This window comes from Acidovorax sp. GW101-3H11, assembly GCF_001633105.1.
Taxonomy (GTDB): domain Bacteria; phylum Pseudomonadota; class Gammaproteobacteria; order Burkholderiales; family Burkholderiaceae_C; genus Acidovorax.
The window spans coordinates 413,542-429,668 of the sequence record NZ_LUKZ01000001.1 but is presented as its reverse complement, the minus strand read 5'-3'; the positions used below and the strand labels follow the sequence as shown (position 1 = coordinate 429,668).

12 protein-coding genes are annotated in these 16,127 nt (G+C 67.6%); 2 read left to right on the top strand and 10 right to left on the bottom strand.

Annotation, left to right across the window (positions count from 1 at the left end):
- Positions 1-88: 88 nt before the first annotated feature.
- The 6 genes from A1D30_RS01880 to A1D30_RS01855 form a co-directional block, all read right to left on the bottom strand.
- Entirely contained in the window at positions 89-1,429 is a 1,341-nt protein-coding gene (locus A1D30_RS01880; RefSeq protein ID WP_063459102.1) for an FAD/NAD(P)-binding oxidoreductase, read from the bottom strand.
- Positions 1,420-1,716 (bottom strand): 2Fe-2S iron-sulfur cluster-binding protein, encoded by a 297-nt coding sequence (locus A1D30_RS01875; protein WP_063459101.1) that lies wholly within the window; start codon positions 1,714-1,716, stop codon positions 1,420-1,422. The genes A1D30_RS01880 and A1D30_RS01875 overlap by 10 nt, the downstream gene beginning before the upstream one ends.
- Positions 1,713-2,828: an FAD-dependent oxidoreductase gene (locus A1D30_RS01870; protein WP_063459100.1), complete on the bottom strand. Its 1,116-nt coding sequence runs from the start codon at positions 2,826-2,828 to the stop codon at positions 1,713-1,715. Before A1D30_RS01870 ends, A1D30_RS01875 begins: the two co-directional genes overlap by 4 nt.
- 28 nt (positions 2,829-2,856) lie before the next feature.
- Positions 2,857-3,801: a 4-hydroxyproline epimerase gene (locus A1D30_RS01865; RefSeq protein ID WP_063459099.1), complete on the bottom strand. Its 945-nt coding sequence runs from the start codon at positions 3,799-3,801 to the stop codon at positions 2,857-2,859.
- A gap of 34 nt (positions 3,802-3,835) precedes the next feature.
- Positions 3,836-4,987, bottom strand: a complete 1,152-nt coding sequence (locus A1D30_RS01860) for a branched-chain amino acid ABC transporter substrate-binding protein (RefSeq protein WP_063459098.1) — start codon at positions 4,985-4,987, stop codon at positions 3,836-3,838.
- 75 nt (positions 4,988-5,062) lie between these two features.
- Complete coding sequence (locus A1D30_RS01855) at positions 5,063-5,980, bottom strand: dihydrodipicolinate synthase family protein (protein WP_063459097.1); 918 nt, start codon at positions 5,978-5,980, stop codon at positions 5,063-5,065.
- Between the two features lie 298 nt (positions 5,981-6,278).
- Here A1D30_RS01855 and alaS point away from each other — a divergent pair, with 298 nt between their 5' ends.
- Complete coding sequence (gene alaS / locus A1D30_RS01850) at positions 6,279-8,909, top strand: alanine--tRNA ligase (RefSeq protein WP_063459178.1); 2,631 nt, start codon at positions 6,279-6,281, stop codon at positions 8,907-8,909.
- Positions 8,910-9,001: 92 nt separating this feature from the next.
- Complete coding sequence (locus A1D30_RS01845) at positions 9,002-11,986, top strand: HD domain-containing phosphohydrolase (RefSeq protein ID WP_082836259.1); 2,985 nt, start codon at positions 9,002-9,004, stop codon at positions 11,984-11,986.
- 57 nt (positions 11,987-12,043) lie between these two features.
- Here A1D30_RS01845 and A1D30_RS01840 read toward each other — a convergent pair whose 3' ends face one another.
- The 4 genes from A1D30_RS01840 to A1D30_RS01825 are packed head-to-tail and all read right to left on the bottom strand — an operon-like array spanning position 12,044 to position 16,030.
- On the bottom strand, positions 12,044-13,099 hold the full coding sequence (locus A1D30_RS01840) for a GGDEF domain-containing protein (RefSeq protein WP_063459096.1): 1,056 nt from the start codon (positions 13,097-13,099) through the stop codon (positions 12,044-12,046).
- A 44-nt stretch (positions 13,100-13,143) separates the two neighbouring features.
- The gene (trmB, locus tag A1D30_RS01835; RefSeq protein WP_063459095.1) at positions 13,144-13,905 is read right to left on the bottom strand and encodes a tRNA (guanosine(46)-N7)-methyltransferase TrmB; all 762 of its coding nucleotides are present in this window, start codon (positions 13,903-13,905) and stop codon (positions 13,144-13,146) included.
- Complete coding sequence (gene gluQRS / locus A1D30_RS01830) at positions 13,902-14,891, bottom strand: tRNA glutamyl-Q(34) synthetase GluQRS (protein ID WP_063459094.1); 990 nt, start codon at positions 14,889-14,891, stop codon at positions 13,902-13,904. Before gluQRS ends, trmB begins: the two co-directional genes overlap by 4 nt.
- Positions 14,888-16,030, bottom strand: a complete 1,143-nt coding sequence (locus A1D30_RS01825) for an FAD-dependent oxidoreductase (protein ID WP_109790865.1) — start codon at positions 16,028-16,030, stop codon at positions 14,888-14,890. Before A1D30_RS01825 ends, gluQRS begins: the two co-directional genes overlap by 4 nt.
- Between the last annotated feature and the right edge of the window lie 97 nt (positions 16,031-16,127).

Below are 16,127 nucleotides of genomic sequence, written 5' to 3'. Positions count from 1 at the left end.
ATCTGATAGATATATTTGAAAGCAAGATGAATGCCTGTTGGTGCTGGGCAGGGGCGTCGCGCTGCGGGGCTGGAGAAAAGGCTGCGGGTCAGGCAGGCGGCGCTGCGCCGGGGGCTTCCGGCGTGGGCCCGCCACAGGCGGCCAGGCTGGCGATGCGTGCGGGGGCCAGCAGGTGCCGGGGCGCGGCAGGTGCCCAGCCGAACAGGTGCTGCGTGGCTGCACCGCAAATGCGCCCCTGGCAGGCGCCCATGCCGCAGCGGGTGTGCAGCTTGGCGTCGATCCAGCCCTGGCGCGGGGCCAGGTCGGCATAGGCCACGTCTTCGCAACGGCACACCAGGGTGTCGGGGCGGGGCAGGGCCTTGAGCTGGTCGTTCAGCACAAACGAGGTCTGCAGCGCCTGGGCAAAACCTTCCCAGCGCGCAAGCTGTGCGCGCAATGCCTGGGCCTGCTGCACGTGGCCTGCTGCGACATGGCCTGCAATCGCGCCCTGCACCAGGGCACGTTCGCTGCCGCCAAAACCCGTGTTTTCACCGGCAGCCAACACGCCTGCCACCGTGGTGCGCATCTGCGCATCCACCGCCAGGCCCAGGCCATCGCTCAGCGGCCCGCCCAGCGCGCAACCGAGCAACTGGCCCAGCTGGGTGTTGGGCACCAGGCCAAAGCCGCAGGCCACGCGGTCGCAGGCGATGGTTTCTTCTGCGTGCGTGCCCTTGCGCAGCCGCACGGACTGCACCTGGGTGGTGCCTTGTGCCTCCAGCACATGGGTGTTGGCACGCAAACCAGTATTTAGCAGCGTGAGGGCCTGCAGCGCCTTGGCAGGCCAGCGCGGCAGCTGCGCCGCAAAGCCCGCCAGTGCGGCCCAGGAGGCCTGCTCGGCAATGCGCACCACGGTGGCGCCCGCTTGCGTGGCGGTGGCGGCGGCCGCCAGCAGCAGCGGGCCGGTGCCCGCGATCACGATGCGCTGGCCACGCACGTCCAGCCCCGCCTTGATGAGGGCCTGCAGCGCACCCGCGCCCGTTACGCCGGGCAAGGTCCAGCCGGGGAAGGGCAGCAGCAGCTCGCGCGCGCCGGTGCACAGCGCGATGCGGTGGCTGTGCTGGGTCCAGCCCCGGTCGGCGTCTTCCAGCAGCAGGGCGGGGGCCTTGTCGGTGGGTTGGCATGCGCCCAGGCCCACCACCCGGGTGCCGGTCAACACGCGGATGTTGGCGTGCTGGGCCAGGGCCGCGCGGTGCTGCTGCGCCAGTGGCGGCAGGGCCACCTGTGGGCCATCGCGCCAGATCTGCCCGCCGGGGTGGGGGTTGTCGTCCACCACGGTGATGGCCGCACCGCTGGGTGCGGCGGCCAGGGCTGCGGCCATGCCCGCCGGGCCCGCGCCGACGATGAGGATGTCGCAGCGTTCGTGCATGGGGGTGGTGCGGTTCAGGGGCATGGCATGGCGCTCCCGGGGGCGGTGCCTGCATCGGTGTCGATGGCCATGCCCTCGGCGCACACCGTCTGGCAGGCCAGGTGGATGCGGCCCTGGATGCGCACGCGGCATTCGTGGCACACGCCCATGCCACACAGCGGCGCGCGCAATTGGCCGGTGACGGAGGTGCGGGTGGTGCCCGGCGGTTGCTGCGCCAGCGCGGCGGCCACACTAGTGCCCGCTGGCACCTGCCTAGGGACGCCGTTCACGGCGATCTGCACGGTGCGCGGGGTGTTGGGGGTGGATGTCATGCCGCGACCTGCAAATCAAAACGCTGCGCTGCGTAGGGGCTGGGGTCGATCAGGGGCATGCCCCCGGTGATCTGCGCCGCCAGCAACTGTGCCGTGGCAGGCGCGGTGGTCACGCCCAGGCCTTCGTGGCCCACGGCCAGCCAGAGGTGGGGGTGCGTGGGGTGCGGACCGATGATGGGCAGGCTGTCGGGCGTGGCGGCACGGAACCCTGTCCAGGTGCGGACGGCGTTCAGGTCTGCCAGGCCGGGCAGGTACGTCAGCGCGCGTTGGAGCATGCGCGCCAGCACGGCGTGGTTGACAGCCGGGTCGGTGGTGTCGAACTCGCGCGACGAGCCGATCAGCAACTGCCCCGTGGGCCGGGGCTGCACGTTGAAGGCCACCGAGGTGCCATCGCTGTGGTGCGCGCTGGTGATGTAGCCCAGCTCCACCAGTTGGTGGTGCACGGTGCCGGGGTAGCGGTCGGTGATGACGAGGTGGCCCTTTTTGGGGCGCAGCGGCAGGCCGGGGCACAGCTGCGGGGCCTGGATGCCGCTGGCCAGCACGATGGCGCCTGCGCTGCGCTGGCTGCCATCGCGCAAGGTGACGGTGTGGCCCTCGATCTGCGTGGCTTCGGCCTGTTCAAAAACAACGTTCCCATGCGCTGCGGCCTGGTCCAGCAGCCATTGCGCGGCGCGCGGGGCGTAGACCACGCTGTCGCCCTGCACCTTGAGCGCGCCCGCCAGGCCGGGGCGCAGCGCGGGCTCAGCGCGGGCCAACGCGGCGGCGTCCAGCATGTCGCAGGCAATGCCTTGCGCCTGCAGGGTGGCACGTTTGGTGTGCGCGGCCTGCAGTTCTTCGTCATTGGTTGCGATCCACAGCGTGCCGCAGGCGGTGAAGGCGCAGCCCGCATCCATCTGCGGTGCCCAGGCGTGCCAGAGGTCCAGCGATGATTTGCTGAGCGCCAGTTCGGCGGGGTTGTCATCCATCACCACCAGATGCCCCATGCCCGCTGCCGTGGCCCCGCCCAGCCGCGCGTCGATGACGCGCACCGACAACCCAGCCAGGGCCAGCGCATGGGCACAGGTGGCGCCGACGATGCCAGCGCCAATCACAAGGACATCGGTGGTTTGCATAGGGCCTGTGCGGATGGAAAGAGGCGCTTTACAGCCGGATGCCCCAGCCGAAGGGGTCGCTGTCTTCAATGAGCAGCGTGGCTTCCGCACTCATGTGCGCGCGGCCACGCAATGTGGGGATGAGCTTGCCATCGTCCTGCAGCGTGTAGCTGGCCTCGAACTGGCTGCCGATGATGCTGGCCTGGCGCCAGACGGCACCGGGCGCCAGCTTGCCATCGGCGGCCAGGCAGGCAATCTTGGCGCTGGTGCCGGTGCCGCAGGGCGAGCGGTCATAGGCCTTGCCAGGGCACAGCACGTAGTTGCGGCTATCGGCGGGTTCCTCCGCTTCATCATCAGCGAAGAGTTCGATGTGGTCGATCTCGCCTCCATTGTCGCCACGGATGCCCTGGTCCTTCAGCGCTTGCTGCACCGCGCAGCTGTAGTGCATCAGCGCCTCCAGGTTGTCGCTGGTCACGCGCTGGCCGTGGTCGGAGATCAAAAAGAACCAGTTGCCGCCCCAGGCCACATCGCCCACCACGCGGCCGTAGCCGGGCACATCCACCGCCAGCTGGTGGTGAAGGCGGTAGGCGGGCACGTTGCGCACGCTGACAGAACCATCGGTGTGCAAGGTGGTGGTGACGGTGCCCACCGGTGTTTCGATGCGGTGCTCGCCAGGCTGGATGCGGCCCATGTAGGCCAGTGATGCCACCAGGCCAATGGTGCCGTGGCCACACATGCCCAGGTAGCCGCTGTTGTTGAAGAAGATCACGCCCGCCGCGTTGGCTGGGTCCTGCGGTGTGCAGAGCAGCGCACCCACCACCACATCGCTGCCGCGCGGCTCCAGCACCGTGGCGGCGCGCCAGGCATCGTGCTCGCGCGCCAGCCGCTCGCGCCGCTCGGCCATGCTGCCCGCACCCAGGTCAGGGAAGCCGCCGATAACGAGCCGCGTGGGCTCGCCACCGGTGTGGGAATCTAGGATCTGGATGCGTTTCATGGAGTTGTTTCAGGGGTGAGGGCTGAGAACGGGGTCAGTAACTTGCCAAAGGCACGGGCGCCGCGTTGCGGAAGGTCAGCACCGTGATGGGCGCCTGCTTGAGGTTGCCCTTGTCGTCGTAGGCGTAGGTGCCCGCCACGCCCTGGTGGCTGGATTGGAGCATCTGTGCGCCCACCTTGGCGGGCTGGGTGGAGTTGGCCTTTTGCATCGCGTTGGCCATGAACATCACCTGATCGTAGTAGGAGGCGGCATACGCGTCGGCATCCAGCTTGAAGCGCGCCTTGTACTTGGCCTTGAAGGCCGGGCCGTTGGCCACCTTGTCGAGCATGGTGCCGCCCTGCGCGCAGAACACGGTGTCGTTCACCGCGTCGCCGCCGAGCTTGCCCACCTCGGGGCTGCACAGGGTGTCGCCGCCCAGCAGCTTGGCGGTAAGGCCCAGTTGCTTCATCTGCCGTGCCATGGGCGCGGCCTGGGGCGCGTAGCCGCCAAAGAAGATGGCCTGCGGCTGCTTGGCCTTGAGGCTGGTGAGGATGGAGAGGAAATCGGTGGCCTTGTCGGTGGTGAACTCCTGGCCCACCACCGTGAGGCCCTGCTTTTTCGCCTCCTTGGTGAACTGCTCGGCCACGCCTTGGCCAAAGGCGGTGCGGTCGTCGATGACGGCCACCTGTTTGACCTTGAGCACCTGGGCGGCATACACGGCCATGTTGGAGCCGATCTGCGTGTCGCTGGCGATGATGCGGAACAGGTTCTTGTAGCCGCCTTCCGTCACCTTGGGGTTGGTGCCCACCGTGGACACCATGGCGCCGCCGTCGTTGTAGACCCGCGACGCGGGGATGGCCACGCCCGAGCAGTACGGGCCCATGACGAACTTCACGCCGCTGTCCACCAGCTTCTGCGCTACGCTCACGCCGGTGCGCGCATCGCACTGGTCGTCTTCCGACACGAGTTCGAATTTCAGCGCCTTGCCCTCGACCACGATCTTTTTCGCGTTGAGTTCCTCGACGGCCAGGCGCACGCCGTTCTCGTTGTCCTTGCCTGCAAAGGCATTGGGGCCCGAGAGCGGGCCGCTGTGGCCGATCTTGATGACCTGCTCCTGCGCGCTGGCGTGGGGGGCGTGGCCCGCCAGCAGCAGGGCCGCAATGGCAGCGGGCGTGAGCGTCCGAAATCCGAAAGATGCACGTGTCATGGAAAACCTCTTGTGTGTGCGTGATGGAAAGGGCCGGTGTCTCGTCCGGCCCGGTGACAGGGACGTGGTGGCTCGTCAGGCCACGGACTGGTACTTGGTCGGGCGGGTTTCGAGCGCCTGGCGCACCACGCGTTCGACAAACGCGCGCTCTTCGCCCACCAGCGGCAGGCGGGGGCGGCGCATGTGCTCGGTGCCCACGCCCACCAGCACGTCGATGAGCTTGAGGTTCTGCACCAGCTTGTTCGACACATCCAGGTGCAGCATGGGCGTCATCCACTGGTACAGCGGCAGCGCTTCGGCAAAATTTCCCGCCTTCATCAGGTCGTACAGCGCCACGGTTTCGCGCGGGAAGGCGCAGCCCACGCCCGCCAGCAGGCCGTCGCAGCCCAGCGCCAGGCCTTCATAGGCCAGGTCGTCCACACCCAGGAAGAGCTGGTAGCGGTTGCCCACGGTGTTGCGCAGGTCGGTGATGCGGCGGATGTCGCCCGTGCTTTCCTTGATGGCGGCAATCCATTCGCAGTCGGCCAGCTCCAGCATGTGCTCGGGCTTCAGGTCCACGCGGTAGGCGACGGGGTTGTTGTAGACCATCAACGGGCGCTGGGCGGCTGCGGCCATGGCGCGCACATTGGCCATGGCTTCGCGCGCATCGGCCACGTAGATCACCGAGGGCATGACCATGTAGCCCGCCACGCCGAGCTTGTTGGCGCCGTCGATGTAGCGCAGGGCCTCGCGGGTGCTGGTTTCGGACACATTGGCCAGCACGGGCACGCGGCCGTCGGCGGCTTCCAGGGCGATCTTTGCTACCTGGAGCTTTTCTTCCAGGCTCAGCGTGCTGGCTTCGCCCAGCGAGCCGCAGGTGACCAGGCCGTGGATGCCGTTGCGGATCTGGAAGTCGATGTGGCGGGCCGTGCCTTCGGCATCAATCGACTCGTCGGTGTGGAACTTGGTGGTGATGGCGGGGAAGATGCCTTGCCAGCGGGGTTGGGGATTCATGGGAACGTGCTCCGGGGTGGGTGAGAAACTTCAGTATGTTGTAAATATATTAAAGAAATATTTGAAATGCAATGGGCGTTTTCATCTTTTTGCAAAGTGCGTGTGGCGTGGGGTGGCGGCAGGCATCTGCGATCGGGACGGTTGGGCTGGAGCGGGCACAGGCTGGCAGCCGGGCGGTGTCGCTCCGCTGCCACGGGCTGTTAGGCGCCAAACCTATAATGAAAGGTTGGTCCCGCTGGGCCGCCCGCAGGCATCGGCCTGCACGGCGCCCCACTGTGTGAAACCACTCCACCACACCATGAGCAGCACACCCACTTTTTCTGTCGCCGACATCCGCAAGTCCTTCCTGGACTTCTTCGTCTCCAAGGGCCACACCGTTGTGGCATCGAGCCCCCTGGTGCCGGGCAACGACCCCACGCTGATGTTCACCAACTCGGGCATGGTGCAGTTCAAGGACGTGTTCCTGGGCACCGACAAGCGCCCCTACAACCGGGCCGTGTCCGTGCAGGCCTGCCTGCGTGCCGGTGGCAAGCACAACGACCTGGAAAACGTGGGCTACACCGCGCGCCACCACACCTTCTTTGAAATGCTGGGCAACTGGTCGTTTGGCGACTACTTCAAGCGCGAGTCGCTCAAGTGGGCGTGGGAGCTGCTGACCGAGGTCTACAAGCTGCCGCCCGAGCGCCTGCTGGCCACGGTGTACCAGGAAGACGATGAGGCCTATGACATCTGGACCAAGGAAATCGGCCTGCCGCCCGAGCGCGTGATCCGCATCGGCGACAACAAGGGTGGCCGCTACAAGTCCGACAACTTCTGGATGATGGCCGACACCGGCCCCTGCGGCCCCTGCAGCGAAATCTTCTACGACCACGGCCCGCACATCGCTGGCGGCCCTCCTGGCAGCCCCGATGAAGACGGCGACCGCTTCATCGAGATCTGGAACAACGTGTTCATGCAGTTCGACATGGCCGAAGACGGCTCGGTCACGCCGCTGCCCGCACCCTGCGTGGACACCGGCATGGGCCTGGAGCGCCTGGCCGCCATCCTGCAGCACGTGCACAGCAACTACGAGATCGACCTGTTCGACGCGCTGATCAAGGCCGCTGGCCGCGAGACCGGCGTGACCGACCTCAATAACAAGAGCCTGCGCGTGATTGCCGACCACATCCGCGCCACCGCCTTCCTGGTGAGCGACGGCGTGATCCCGAGCAACGAAGGCCGGGGCTATGTGCAGCGCCGCATCGTGCGCCGCGCCATTCGCCACGGCTATAAGCTGGGCAAGAAGACCCCGTTCTTCCACAAGCTGGTGGCCGACCTGGTGCGCCTGATGGGCGATGCCTACCCGTCCCTGCGCGCGCAGGAGCAGCGCATCACCGACGTGCTCAAGACCGAGGAAGAGCGCTTCTTTGAAACGCTGGCCAACGGCATGGAAATCCTGGACGCAACGCTGGACGGCGGCGCCAAGGTGCTGCCGGGCGACGTGGCCTTCAAGCTGCACGACACCTACGGCTTCCCGCTCGATCTGACCAACGACGTGTGCCGTGAGCGCGACGTCGAGGTGGATGAAGCCGGGTTCAAGACCGCCATGGAGAAGCAGAAGGCCCAGGCCCGTGCTGCTGGCAAGTTCAAGATGGACAAGGCGCTGGAATACACCGGCGTGGCCAACCAGTTCACTGGCTACGAGCATCTGGCAGAGACTGCAAAAATCGTAGCAATCTATGTAGATGGGACGGGCGCAGCAGCCCTGAAAGCCGGTCAAAACGGCGTGGTGGTGCTCGACACGACCCCGTTCTACGCCGAAAGCGGTGGCCAGGTGGGTGACGAAGGCGTCATCACCAGCGGCTCCGCCCGTTTTGAAGTGGGCGACACGCTCAAGATCAAGGCCGATGTATTTGGCCACCACGGCACGCTCGAAGAGGGCACGCTGAACGTGGGCGACACGGTGCAGGCCCAGGTGAACACGGCCGTGCGCGCCGCCACGGTGCGCAACCACTCGGTCACGCACATCATGCACAAGGCGCTGCGCGAAGTGCTGGGCAGCCATGTGCAGCAAAAGGGCAGCCTGGTGAATGCTGACCGCACGCGTTTCGACTTCACGCACAACGGCGCCGTCACGGCCGCAGAGATCCGCGAGATCGAGCGCCGCGTCAACGAAGAAATCCTGGCCAACCAGCCCACGCAGGCGCGTGTGATGGACATCGAATCGGCCCAGAAGACCGGCGCCATGATGCTGTTTGGCGAGAAGTACGGCGAAACCGTGCGCGTGCTCGACATCGGCACCAGCCGTGAACTGTGCGGCGGCACCCACGTGCAGCGCACGGGTGACATCGGCCTGTTCAAGGTGGTGGGCGAGGGCGGCGTGGCTGCGGGCATCCGCCGCATCGAGGCCGTGACGGGCGCCAACGCGCTGGCCTATCTGCAGAACCTGGAAGACACCGTGAACCAGGCCGCCAGCACCCTCAAGGCGCCGGTGGCTGAGCTGAATGGCCGCATCAGCCAGGCGCTGGACAACGCCCGCGCTCTGGAGAAGGAAGTCGCTGCGCTCAAGGGCAAGCTGGCCTCCAGCCAGGGCGACGAGCTGGTGAACCAGGCCGTGGATGTGAAGGGCCTGAAGGTACTGGCCGCCGCGCTGCCCGGCGCAGACGCCAAGACCCTGCGCGACACCATGGACAAGCTCAAGGACAAGCTCAAGACCGCCGCCATCGTGCTGGCTGCGGTGGACGGCGACAAGGTGCAGATCGCTGCAGGCGTCACCGCCGACAGCGTGGGCAAGCTCAAGGCAGGTGAGCTGGTCAACTTTGTGGCCCAGCAAGTGGGTGGCAAAGGCGGCGGCAAGCCCGACATGGCCATGGCCGGTGGCACCGATGCCTCCAAGCTGCCCGCAGCGCTGGCCTCGGTGACCGGCTGGGTCACGCAGCAGCTGGGTTGATACCCGGCACCACCCCGGCGGCGCTGGCCGACTGGGTGGTGTGGCCAAAAAGGGGATGACGCGCGGAGGGCTTTCCCCCTACATTCAGCCGCATGGACGACACCATGCGCGAAAGCCCGCCAGCGCCCAAGCCCACCGTGCCTGACGACTCGCCGACCCTGCTCAGCCAGGGCGTGGCGGCCGACTTGCCGTGGTGGCGGCGCATCACCGTGCCGTTCGAGGTATTGATCGCCTCCGTGGTGGTGTCAGCCATGCTGCTGCTCACGGCGCTGCTGGTCTACCAGGTGAGCACCAGCGCACGCCAGGCCATCATTGCGGCGTCCGACGACAGCGCGCAGCACATCAGCCAGCTGGTGGGCGAGCGGGTGCAGCGCATCGTGGACCCGGCCGACGCGGCCATCCGCCTGCTGGCGTTCGACCCCATTGCCTCGGCCACCTCGCTGCCCACACGCATGCGCCGCCTGCCGGTGCTGGCGCGCTTGCTGGAGCAGAACCTGCTGCTCTCGGCCGTGTTCATCGGCTACCCCGACGGCCAGTTCTTGCTGGTGCGCCCCGTGCGCGACGAGGCCATGCGCCTGCGGCTGGATGCGCCCCGTGAGACGGCCTTCCTGGTGCAGTCCATGGCGCGCGAGCGGGGCATGAGCGGCATGGTGGGGCGCTGGAGCTACTACGACGCCGCGCTGCGCCAGATCGACTCCTCCGTGCGGCCCGAGTACCGCTATGACCCGCGCACCCGGCCCTGGTATGCCGAGGCGGCTGAAAAGAACACCCAGATCCTCACCGCCCCGTATGTGTTCTTCACCACGCAGGAGGTGGGCGTCACGCTGAGCCAGCCCAGCGAAGACGGGCGGGCGGTGATTGGCCTGGATGTGGCGCTGACCGACCTGGGGCGCGAGATTGCTGGGCTGCGCCTGATGCCCCGCACCGAAATCGCGGTGGTGGACAAGGACCTGCGCGTGTTGGCCTACCCCGATATGTCCCGCGTGATCATGCGCGACGGTGCAACGTCCAGCCTGCGCCTGCGCACGCTGGGCGACCTGGGGGTGAGCAGCCTGCAGGCCATGCAGGGGCCCGGGCTGCAAAGCGGAAAGTCGCAGCGCCTGGTGGCCGATGGCGAGGAGTGGCTGACGCGCGCCCTGCCGCTCGAATCCATGCGCTGGCGGGGGCTGCAGATCCTGATGGCCATCCCCACCCAGGCGCTGCTGGCCGATGTGAACGAGAACCTGCGGCGCCAGGTGTGGCTGTCGGTGTCGCTCATCGGGCTCATGCTGCCCGTGGGCTGGCTGGCCGGACGGCGGGTGGGGCGCAGCCTGTTTGGCCTGGCGTCGCAGGCGCGGGCGCTGGCGCGGTTCGACTTCCGGCGTGCGGCCCGCTCCCTGTCGCCCGTGCGCGAGGTGCGCGACCTCGGGCAGGTGATGGACCGCATGTCGGACACCATCCAGGAGTTTCTGCACATCACCCACCACATCAGCGCCGAATCGCGCACCGACCTGATGTTGTCCAGCGTGTTGTATGAGCTGGTGCGTGCCACCAGTTGCACGGGCGGCGCGGTCTACATGGTGGAGCCCCAGCGTGCAGGCCTGCTGCGCACCGCCCGCTACTGCGAAGACCCCGAACAGCAGTCACGCTTTCCCGACCACCTGGCGATGGTGCATTTCATCAACCACACCCAGGTGCAGGAAGGCGACCAGCACGAAGACGATGACGGCGCCGAACCTGTGCGTGTGCTGCGCGTGCAGCTGCGCACGCGCGACGGGCAGCCCCTGGGGCTGCTGGTGCTGCGGTATGTGGCCGATGCATTGCAGGACGATGCGCATTTCCGCGCCTTTGTCGAGAAGCTCTCGGGCACGCTATCGGTGGCGATTGAAACGCGTAACCTGATTGAAGGGCAGAAGAAGCTGCTGGACGCCGTGATCCGCCTGCTGGCCGACGCCATCGACGCCAAGAGCCCCTACACCGGCGGGCACTGCGAGCGGGTGCCGCAGCTGGCCGAGTCGCTGATGCTGCGCATGTGTGAGGCCGACGAAGGGCCTTTTGCGCAGGTGAGCATGACCGATGCCGAGCGCTACGAGTTTCGCCTGGGCGCCTGGCTGCACGACTGCGGCAAGGTCACCAGCCCCGAGCACATCATCGACAAGGCCACCAAGCTGGAGACGCTCTACAACCGCATCCACGAGGTGCGCATGCGCTTCGAGGTGCTGTGGCGCGATGCCGAGCTGGACTACTGGAAGCAGCAGGTGGCGGGTGTGGACCCGGTGCGCCTGCAGCGCGAGCTGCTGCAGCGGCGCGAGCAGCTGCTGGAAGACTTTGCCTTTGTGGCCCGCAGCAATGTGGGCGGCGAGTTCATGGCCGAGGCTGACATTGCCCGCCTCAAGGCCATTGGCCGCCAAGTGTGGCAGCGGCATTTTGACGACCGCCTGGGCCTGTCGGCCACCGAAAGGGGGCGGCTGGCGAATGTGCCGGTGCGGCCCCTGCCAGCCAACGAGCCGCTGCTGGCCGACCGCCCCGAGCACATCGTGCCCTGGGGCACGCGCAGGCCACCGGTGGAGGCGGGGCACCCGGCCAACCGCTGGGGCTTCGACATGGTGCTGCCGCCGCAGGAGGCGCACCTGGGCGAGCTGCACAACCTGTCGATCCAGCGCGGCACGCTCACGGCGGAAGACCGCTTCAAGATCAACGACCACATCGTGCAGACCATCATCATGCTCAGCAGCCTGCCGTTTCCGCCCCACCTGGCGAGGGTGCCGATGATTGCGGGCTCGCACCACGAAAAGCTGGATGGCACGGGCTACCCCCGCCGCCTGAAGGCCACCGAGCTGACCCTGGCCGACCGGGTGATGACCCTGGCCGACATCTTCGAGGCACTGACGGCGGCCGACCGGCCTTACAAGCCGCCCAAGACCTTGTCCGAGTCGCTCAAGATCATGGCCCACATGGTGCGCGACCGGCACATCGATGCCGAGGTGTTCCGGTTTTTCCTTGCCAGCGGTGTGTGGCGTGAGTATGCAGAGCAGTTTTTGGCGCCTGCGCAGCGCGATGCGGTGGATGTGGACGCCATCCTGGCGTCGCTGGCCTGAGCAAGCCCGGCGGGTGCTGCACCAGCTGCGGCCAGGCAAGTGCCCAGCCCGGCTGCGTCAGAACAGTTCGACGTCGTCGTTGGCGACCTTGGCCGTGAGGTGGCCGTTGGCCACCAGGTCGTCATAGAAGCAGACCTGGTTGCGGCCGTGCTCCTTGGCGTAGTAGAGCGCCTGGTCGGCCTGGCCCAGGATTTCGACGGGCGAGCCTTTGTTGGTGCAGACAAAACCCAGGCTCACCGTGACCCGGCCCACCTGCGGAAAGTTGTACTCCTGCACCGCCAGCCGGAAGCGGTTGAACACCTTGTGGGCCGTGCTCAGCGTGGTGGAGCGCAGCAGCACCACAAACTCCTCGCCGCCAAAGCGGAAGATGCGGTCGTGGCTGCGGAACGAGCTGCGCAGGATGTTGGCGATCAGGATCAGCACCTCGTCGCCATACAGGTGGCCGAAGCGGTCATTCACCTGCTTGAAGTGGTCGATATCGACAACGGCCAGCCATTGCTGCACGGGTTCGTGTTCGTTGGCCACCGGGCTTTCGTCGGCCACCAGCGATTCGTTGGCGGCGCTCGTGCGGCTGGCCAGCCCGCTCATGGTGTGGCGCGAGAACTGCTCGTCAAACGTCTTGCGGTTGAACAGCCCGGTCAGCGCGTCGCGCTCGCTGTAGTCGAGCAGGCTCTGGTAGTTCTGGTAGACCTGGAACACGCCCATGAGCACATCCAGCTTGTGGGCCGAGAAGGGGCGCGACTGCGTGATTTCCAGGCAGGTGCTGACCTTGTCATGCATCCACACCGGCAGCCACAGCACATACCGGCCCTTGCGCGGCGAGGCCAGGGCGCTTTCGCCGTGGGTGTCCACGCAGCCACGCAGCGCGGGGTAGTTCTCCAGCGGCTCGCGACGGGGGTCTGCAGCGGCTTCCGAGTCGGTGGAAACCAGCTGGCCGTTGTCTACCCAGGTGCGCGGGCGCACATAGGGCACGCCTGAGTCGGTGAAAAGCTCCAGGGCCCGCACTTCGGTGATGCTGCTGAGCTTTTGCAGCGTGGACAACACCGACACCTCCAACCGCAGGTGGTCGCGGTGTCCAGTCATCTCCACCAGGTTTTGCAGGATGGGTTTCATAGGCGGTGTTTGGCGGGCCTGTCGGGGCATGGTGGCTGGTGCTGCTATTGGTTGCGTCGCACGAACACCACGTCCCACACCCCATGTCCGAGCCGCAGGCCGCGGTTCTCAAACTTGGTAAGGGGGCGGTAGTCGGGCTGCGGTGCAAAGCCAGCGGCGGAGTTCTGGAGCAGGGGCTCGGCGCTCAGCACCTGCAGCATCTGCTCTGCGTAAGGTTGCCAGTCGGTGGCGCAATGCAGGTAGCCACCGGGTTTGAGGCGGGCGGCCAGCTTGGCCACCAGCGGGGATTGGATGAGACGGCGCTTGTTGTGCTTGGTCTTGTGCCAGGGGTCGGGGAAGAAGATGTGCACGCCGTCGAGAACGCCGGGTGGCAGCATGTGGTCGATGACCTCCACGGCGTCGTGCTGCAGGATGCGGATGTTGGTCAGCTCCTGCTCGCCAATGCGCTTGAGCAGCGCACCCACGCCGGGCTCATGCACTTCGCAGCACAAAAAGTTGTCGTCCGGGCGCACGCGGGCGATGTGGGCCGTGGCTTCGCCCATGCCAAAGCCGATTTCGAGCACCAGCGGGGCGCTGCGGCCAAAGGCGGTGGTGGCGTCCAGCGGCGCCGGGGCGTAGGGCAGGACAAAACGGGGGCCGAAGTCTTCAAAGGCCTTGGCCTGGCCGGTGGTGGTGCGGCCTGCGCGGCGCACAAAGCTCTTGATGGTCTTGGGGTGGGTCACGCCCGCAGGCGCAGCGCCGGGGGCGGAGGGAGCGGCAGCGGGTGCTGCGCTCGCGGGGGCGGAAGCAAGGGTCGGTTCAATCACGGTGAGCCATTGTAGTGACGTCGCCACGCCGCAACCCACTGTGTTTGCGCGTCGCCCAGGTGATTGTTGTGCGGATGTTCCAGTGCGGGCAGGCCCAGTACCAGGGCCGCTTGCGAGAGGGCCTGCAGCGGGTCGGCCAGGTCCAGCGCACGGGCGCCGTTCTGCTTGGAGAGCTTCTCGCCATTGGCGCCGCACACCAGCGGGGTGTGCAGGTAGCGGGGCGTGGGCACACCCAGGGCCTGCTGCAGCAGGATCTGGCGCGGGGTGTTGTCTGCCAGGTCCTCGCCGCGCACCACGTCGGTGATGCCCTGGGCCGCGTCGTCCACCACCACGGCCAGCTGGTAGGCCCAGAGCCCGTCGGCCCGGTGCAGCACAAAGTCACCCACGCTGCGGGCCACGTCCTGCTGCTGCAGGCCCAGGCGGCGGTCATGCCAGTGTAGGGTGTTGTTTGCTATTGAATTAATAGCTGATGAGGCGTATCCATCAGGCGGTAGGGCCTGTTTTTGCTTGAAATCTGTGGCGTTGAAGCGCCACGAGCGCCCTGTGCGGCCCCGCAGCCCGTGGCGGCAGGTGCCGGGGTAGGGCAGCGCGGCATGGCGCTCGCGCGCATGGCCGAGTGCCGCCTGAGCGTCTTCGACGTCCTTGCGCGAGCAGGCGCAGGGGTAGGCGTGGCCCTGGGCCACCAGCTGGTCCAGCGCCCGCTGGTAGTGGGCCGAACGGGCCGACTGCCACTCGGGTGGCGCGTCGGGCACCAGGCCGCAGGTGGCCAGCTGCTGCAGGATGAACTGGTCGGCGCCTGGCACGCAGCGCGGGGTGTCCACGTCTTCGATGCGCACCAGCCACTGGCCGCCATGGGCGCGCGCGTCCAGCCAACTGGCCAGGGCCGCGACCAGCGAGCCCGCATGCAGCGGGCCGGTGGGGGAGGGGGCAAAGCGCCCGATGTACCGGGCGGCGCCGCTGGGTTCCGGGGCCGCGCGCTCCGTCATGCCACCGCGAGTGCCAGCTCCAGGCCCGACACGAAGGCGTCTTCCACGCGGTGCCCCAGGCACCAGTCGCCGCAGGCGCCCAGACCCATGGCGGTGTCCCACAGGTGGCTCTTGCCCAGGGGGTGGGTGGTTTGTGCATAGCGCCAGCGGCGCGTGTCGGCATGGGCGGGGGTGGCGCGGATGCCGGTGACTTCGGCAAAGGCCTTGAGCAGCTTGGCCTGCACGCGGGCAGCGTCGTCTTCGAGATGTTCTGCCGACCAGGCGGGACTGGCCTGCACCGTCCAGCGTTCGACCACGTTGCGGCCGGGCTTGGACGATTCGCGTGCCAGCCAGGCGATGCGGTGGTGGGTGCTGCGCGCCGCGTTCCACTGCGGGCCCAGCGTGGTCAGGCCCGGGCGCACGGCCTGCGGGTAGGCCAGCATCAGCGTCCAGCAGGGGGCGATGGCCACCTTGGAGAGGGCGTCGGTCAGTGGCGTGTCCACGGCCGAGCTGGCCAGCAGTGCCTGCGCGGGCACGGCGGGCTGGGCCAGCAGCACGGCGTCAAAACCGGCATACACATGCTGGCTGCCGCCGGGCCCTTCGGTGCGAAGTTGCCAGCCGGGGGTGTTCAGGGGGTCGGGCTCGATGCGGGTTACGCGCGTGTCGGTGAGGAGCTGGCCCGCCTGACGCAGCGGCTCGGCCCAGGCGCCCACCAGGGCCTGCATGCCGGGGCTGGCCACCCAGTGCGCCTCGCGGTGGGGCAGGCCCGCAGCGGCCACGCGGCCTGCGGCGTCCAGCACCTGGACGGAATTGGCGCTCCAGCGCTTGCAGATGCCGGGCACGGTGTCGATGGCGCGGGCAAAACGCGGGTCGCGCACGGTGAAGTACTGGGCCCCGGCGTCAAAGTTGCCAAATGGGGTGTCGATGGTGGCGGTGCGGCCACCGGCCTGGGCGGATTTCTCGAACACCGTCACGCGGTGCCCGGCCTGCACCAGGGTGCGGGCACAGGCAATGCCCGCCATGCCCGCGCCGATGATCGCGAAGTGGCGCTGGGGTTTGCCAGATGGGGTGGTGGGGGCTGCGGGGGCCGCAACGGGGGCGGAGGTCGGGGCGCTGGTGCGTCGGAGCCGTTTGGCGGGGCGAGGATCGGGTGTGCTCATGGGAGGCCTTTCGGTGACGGTCGGCGGATGAAATGCAGTACAGAACCAACGGTGACCACTCTACACGCGCCCAGCAGGTACGGGCGCTTGATCGGGA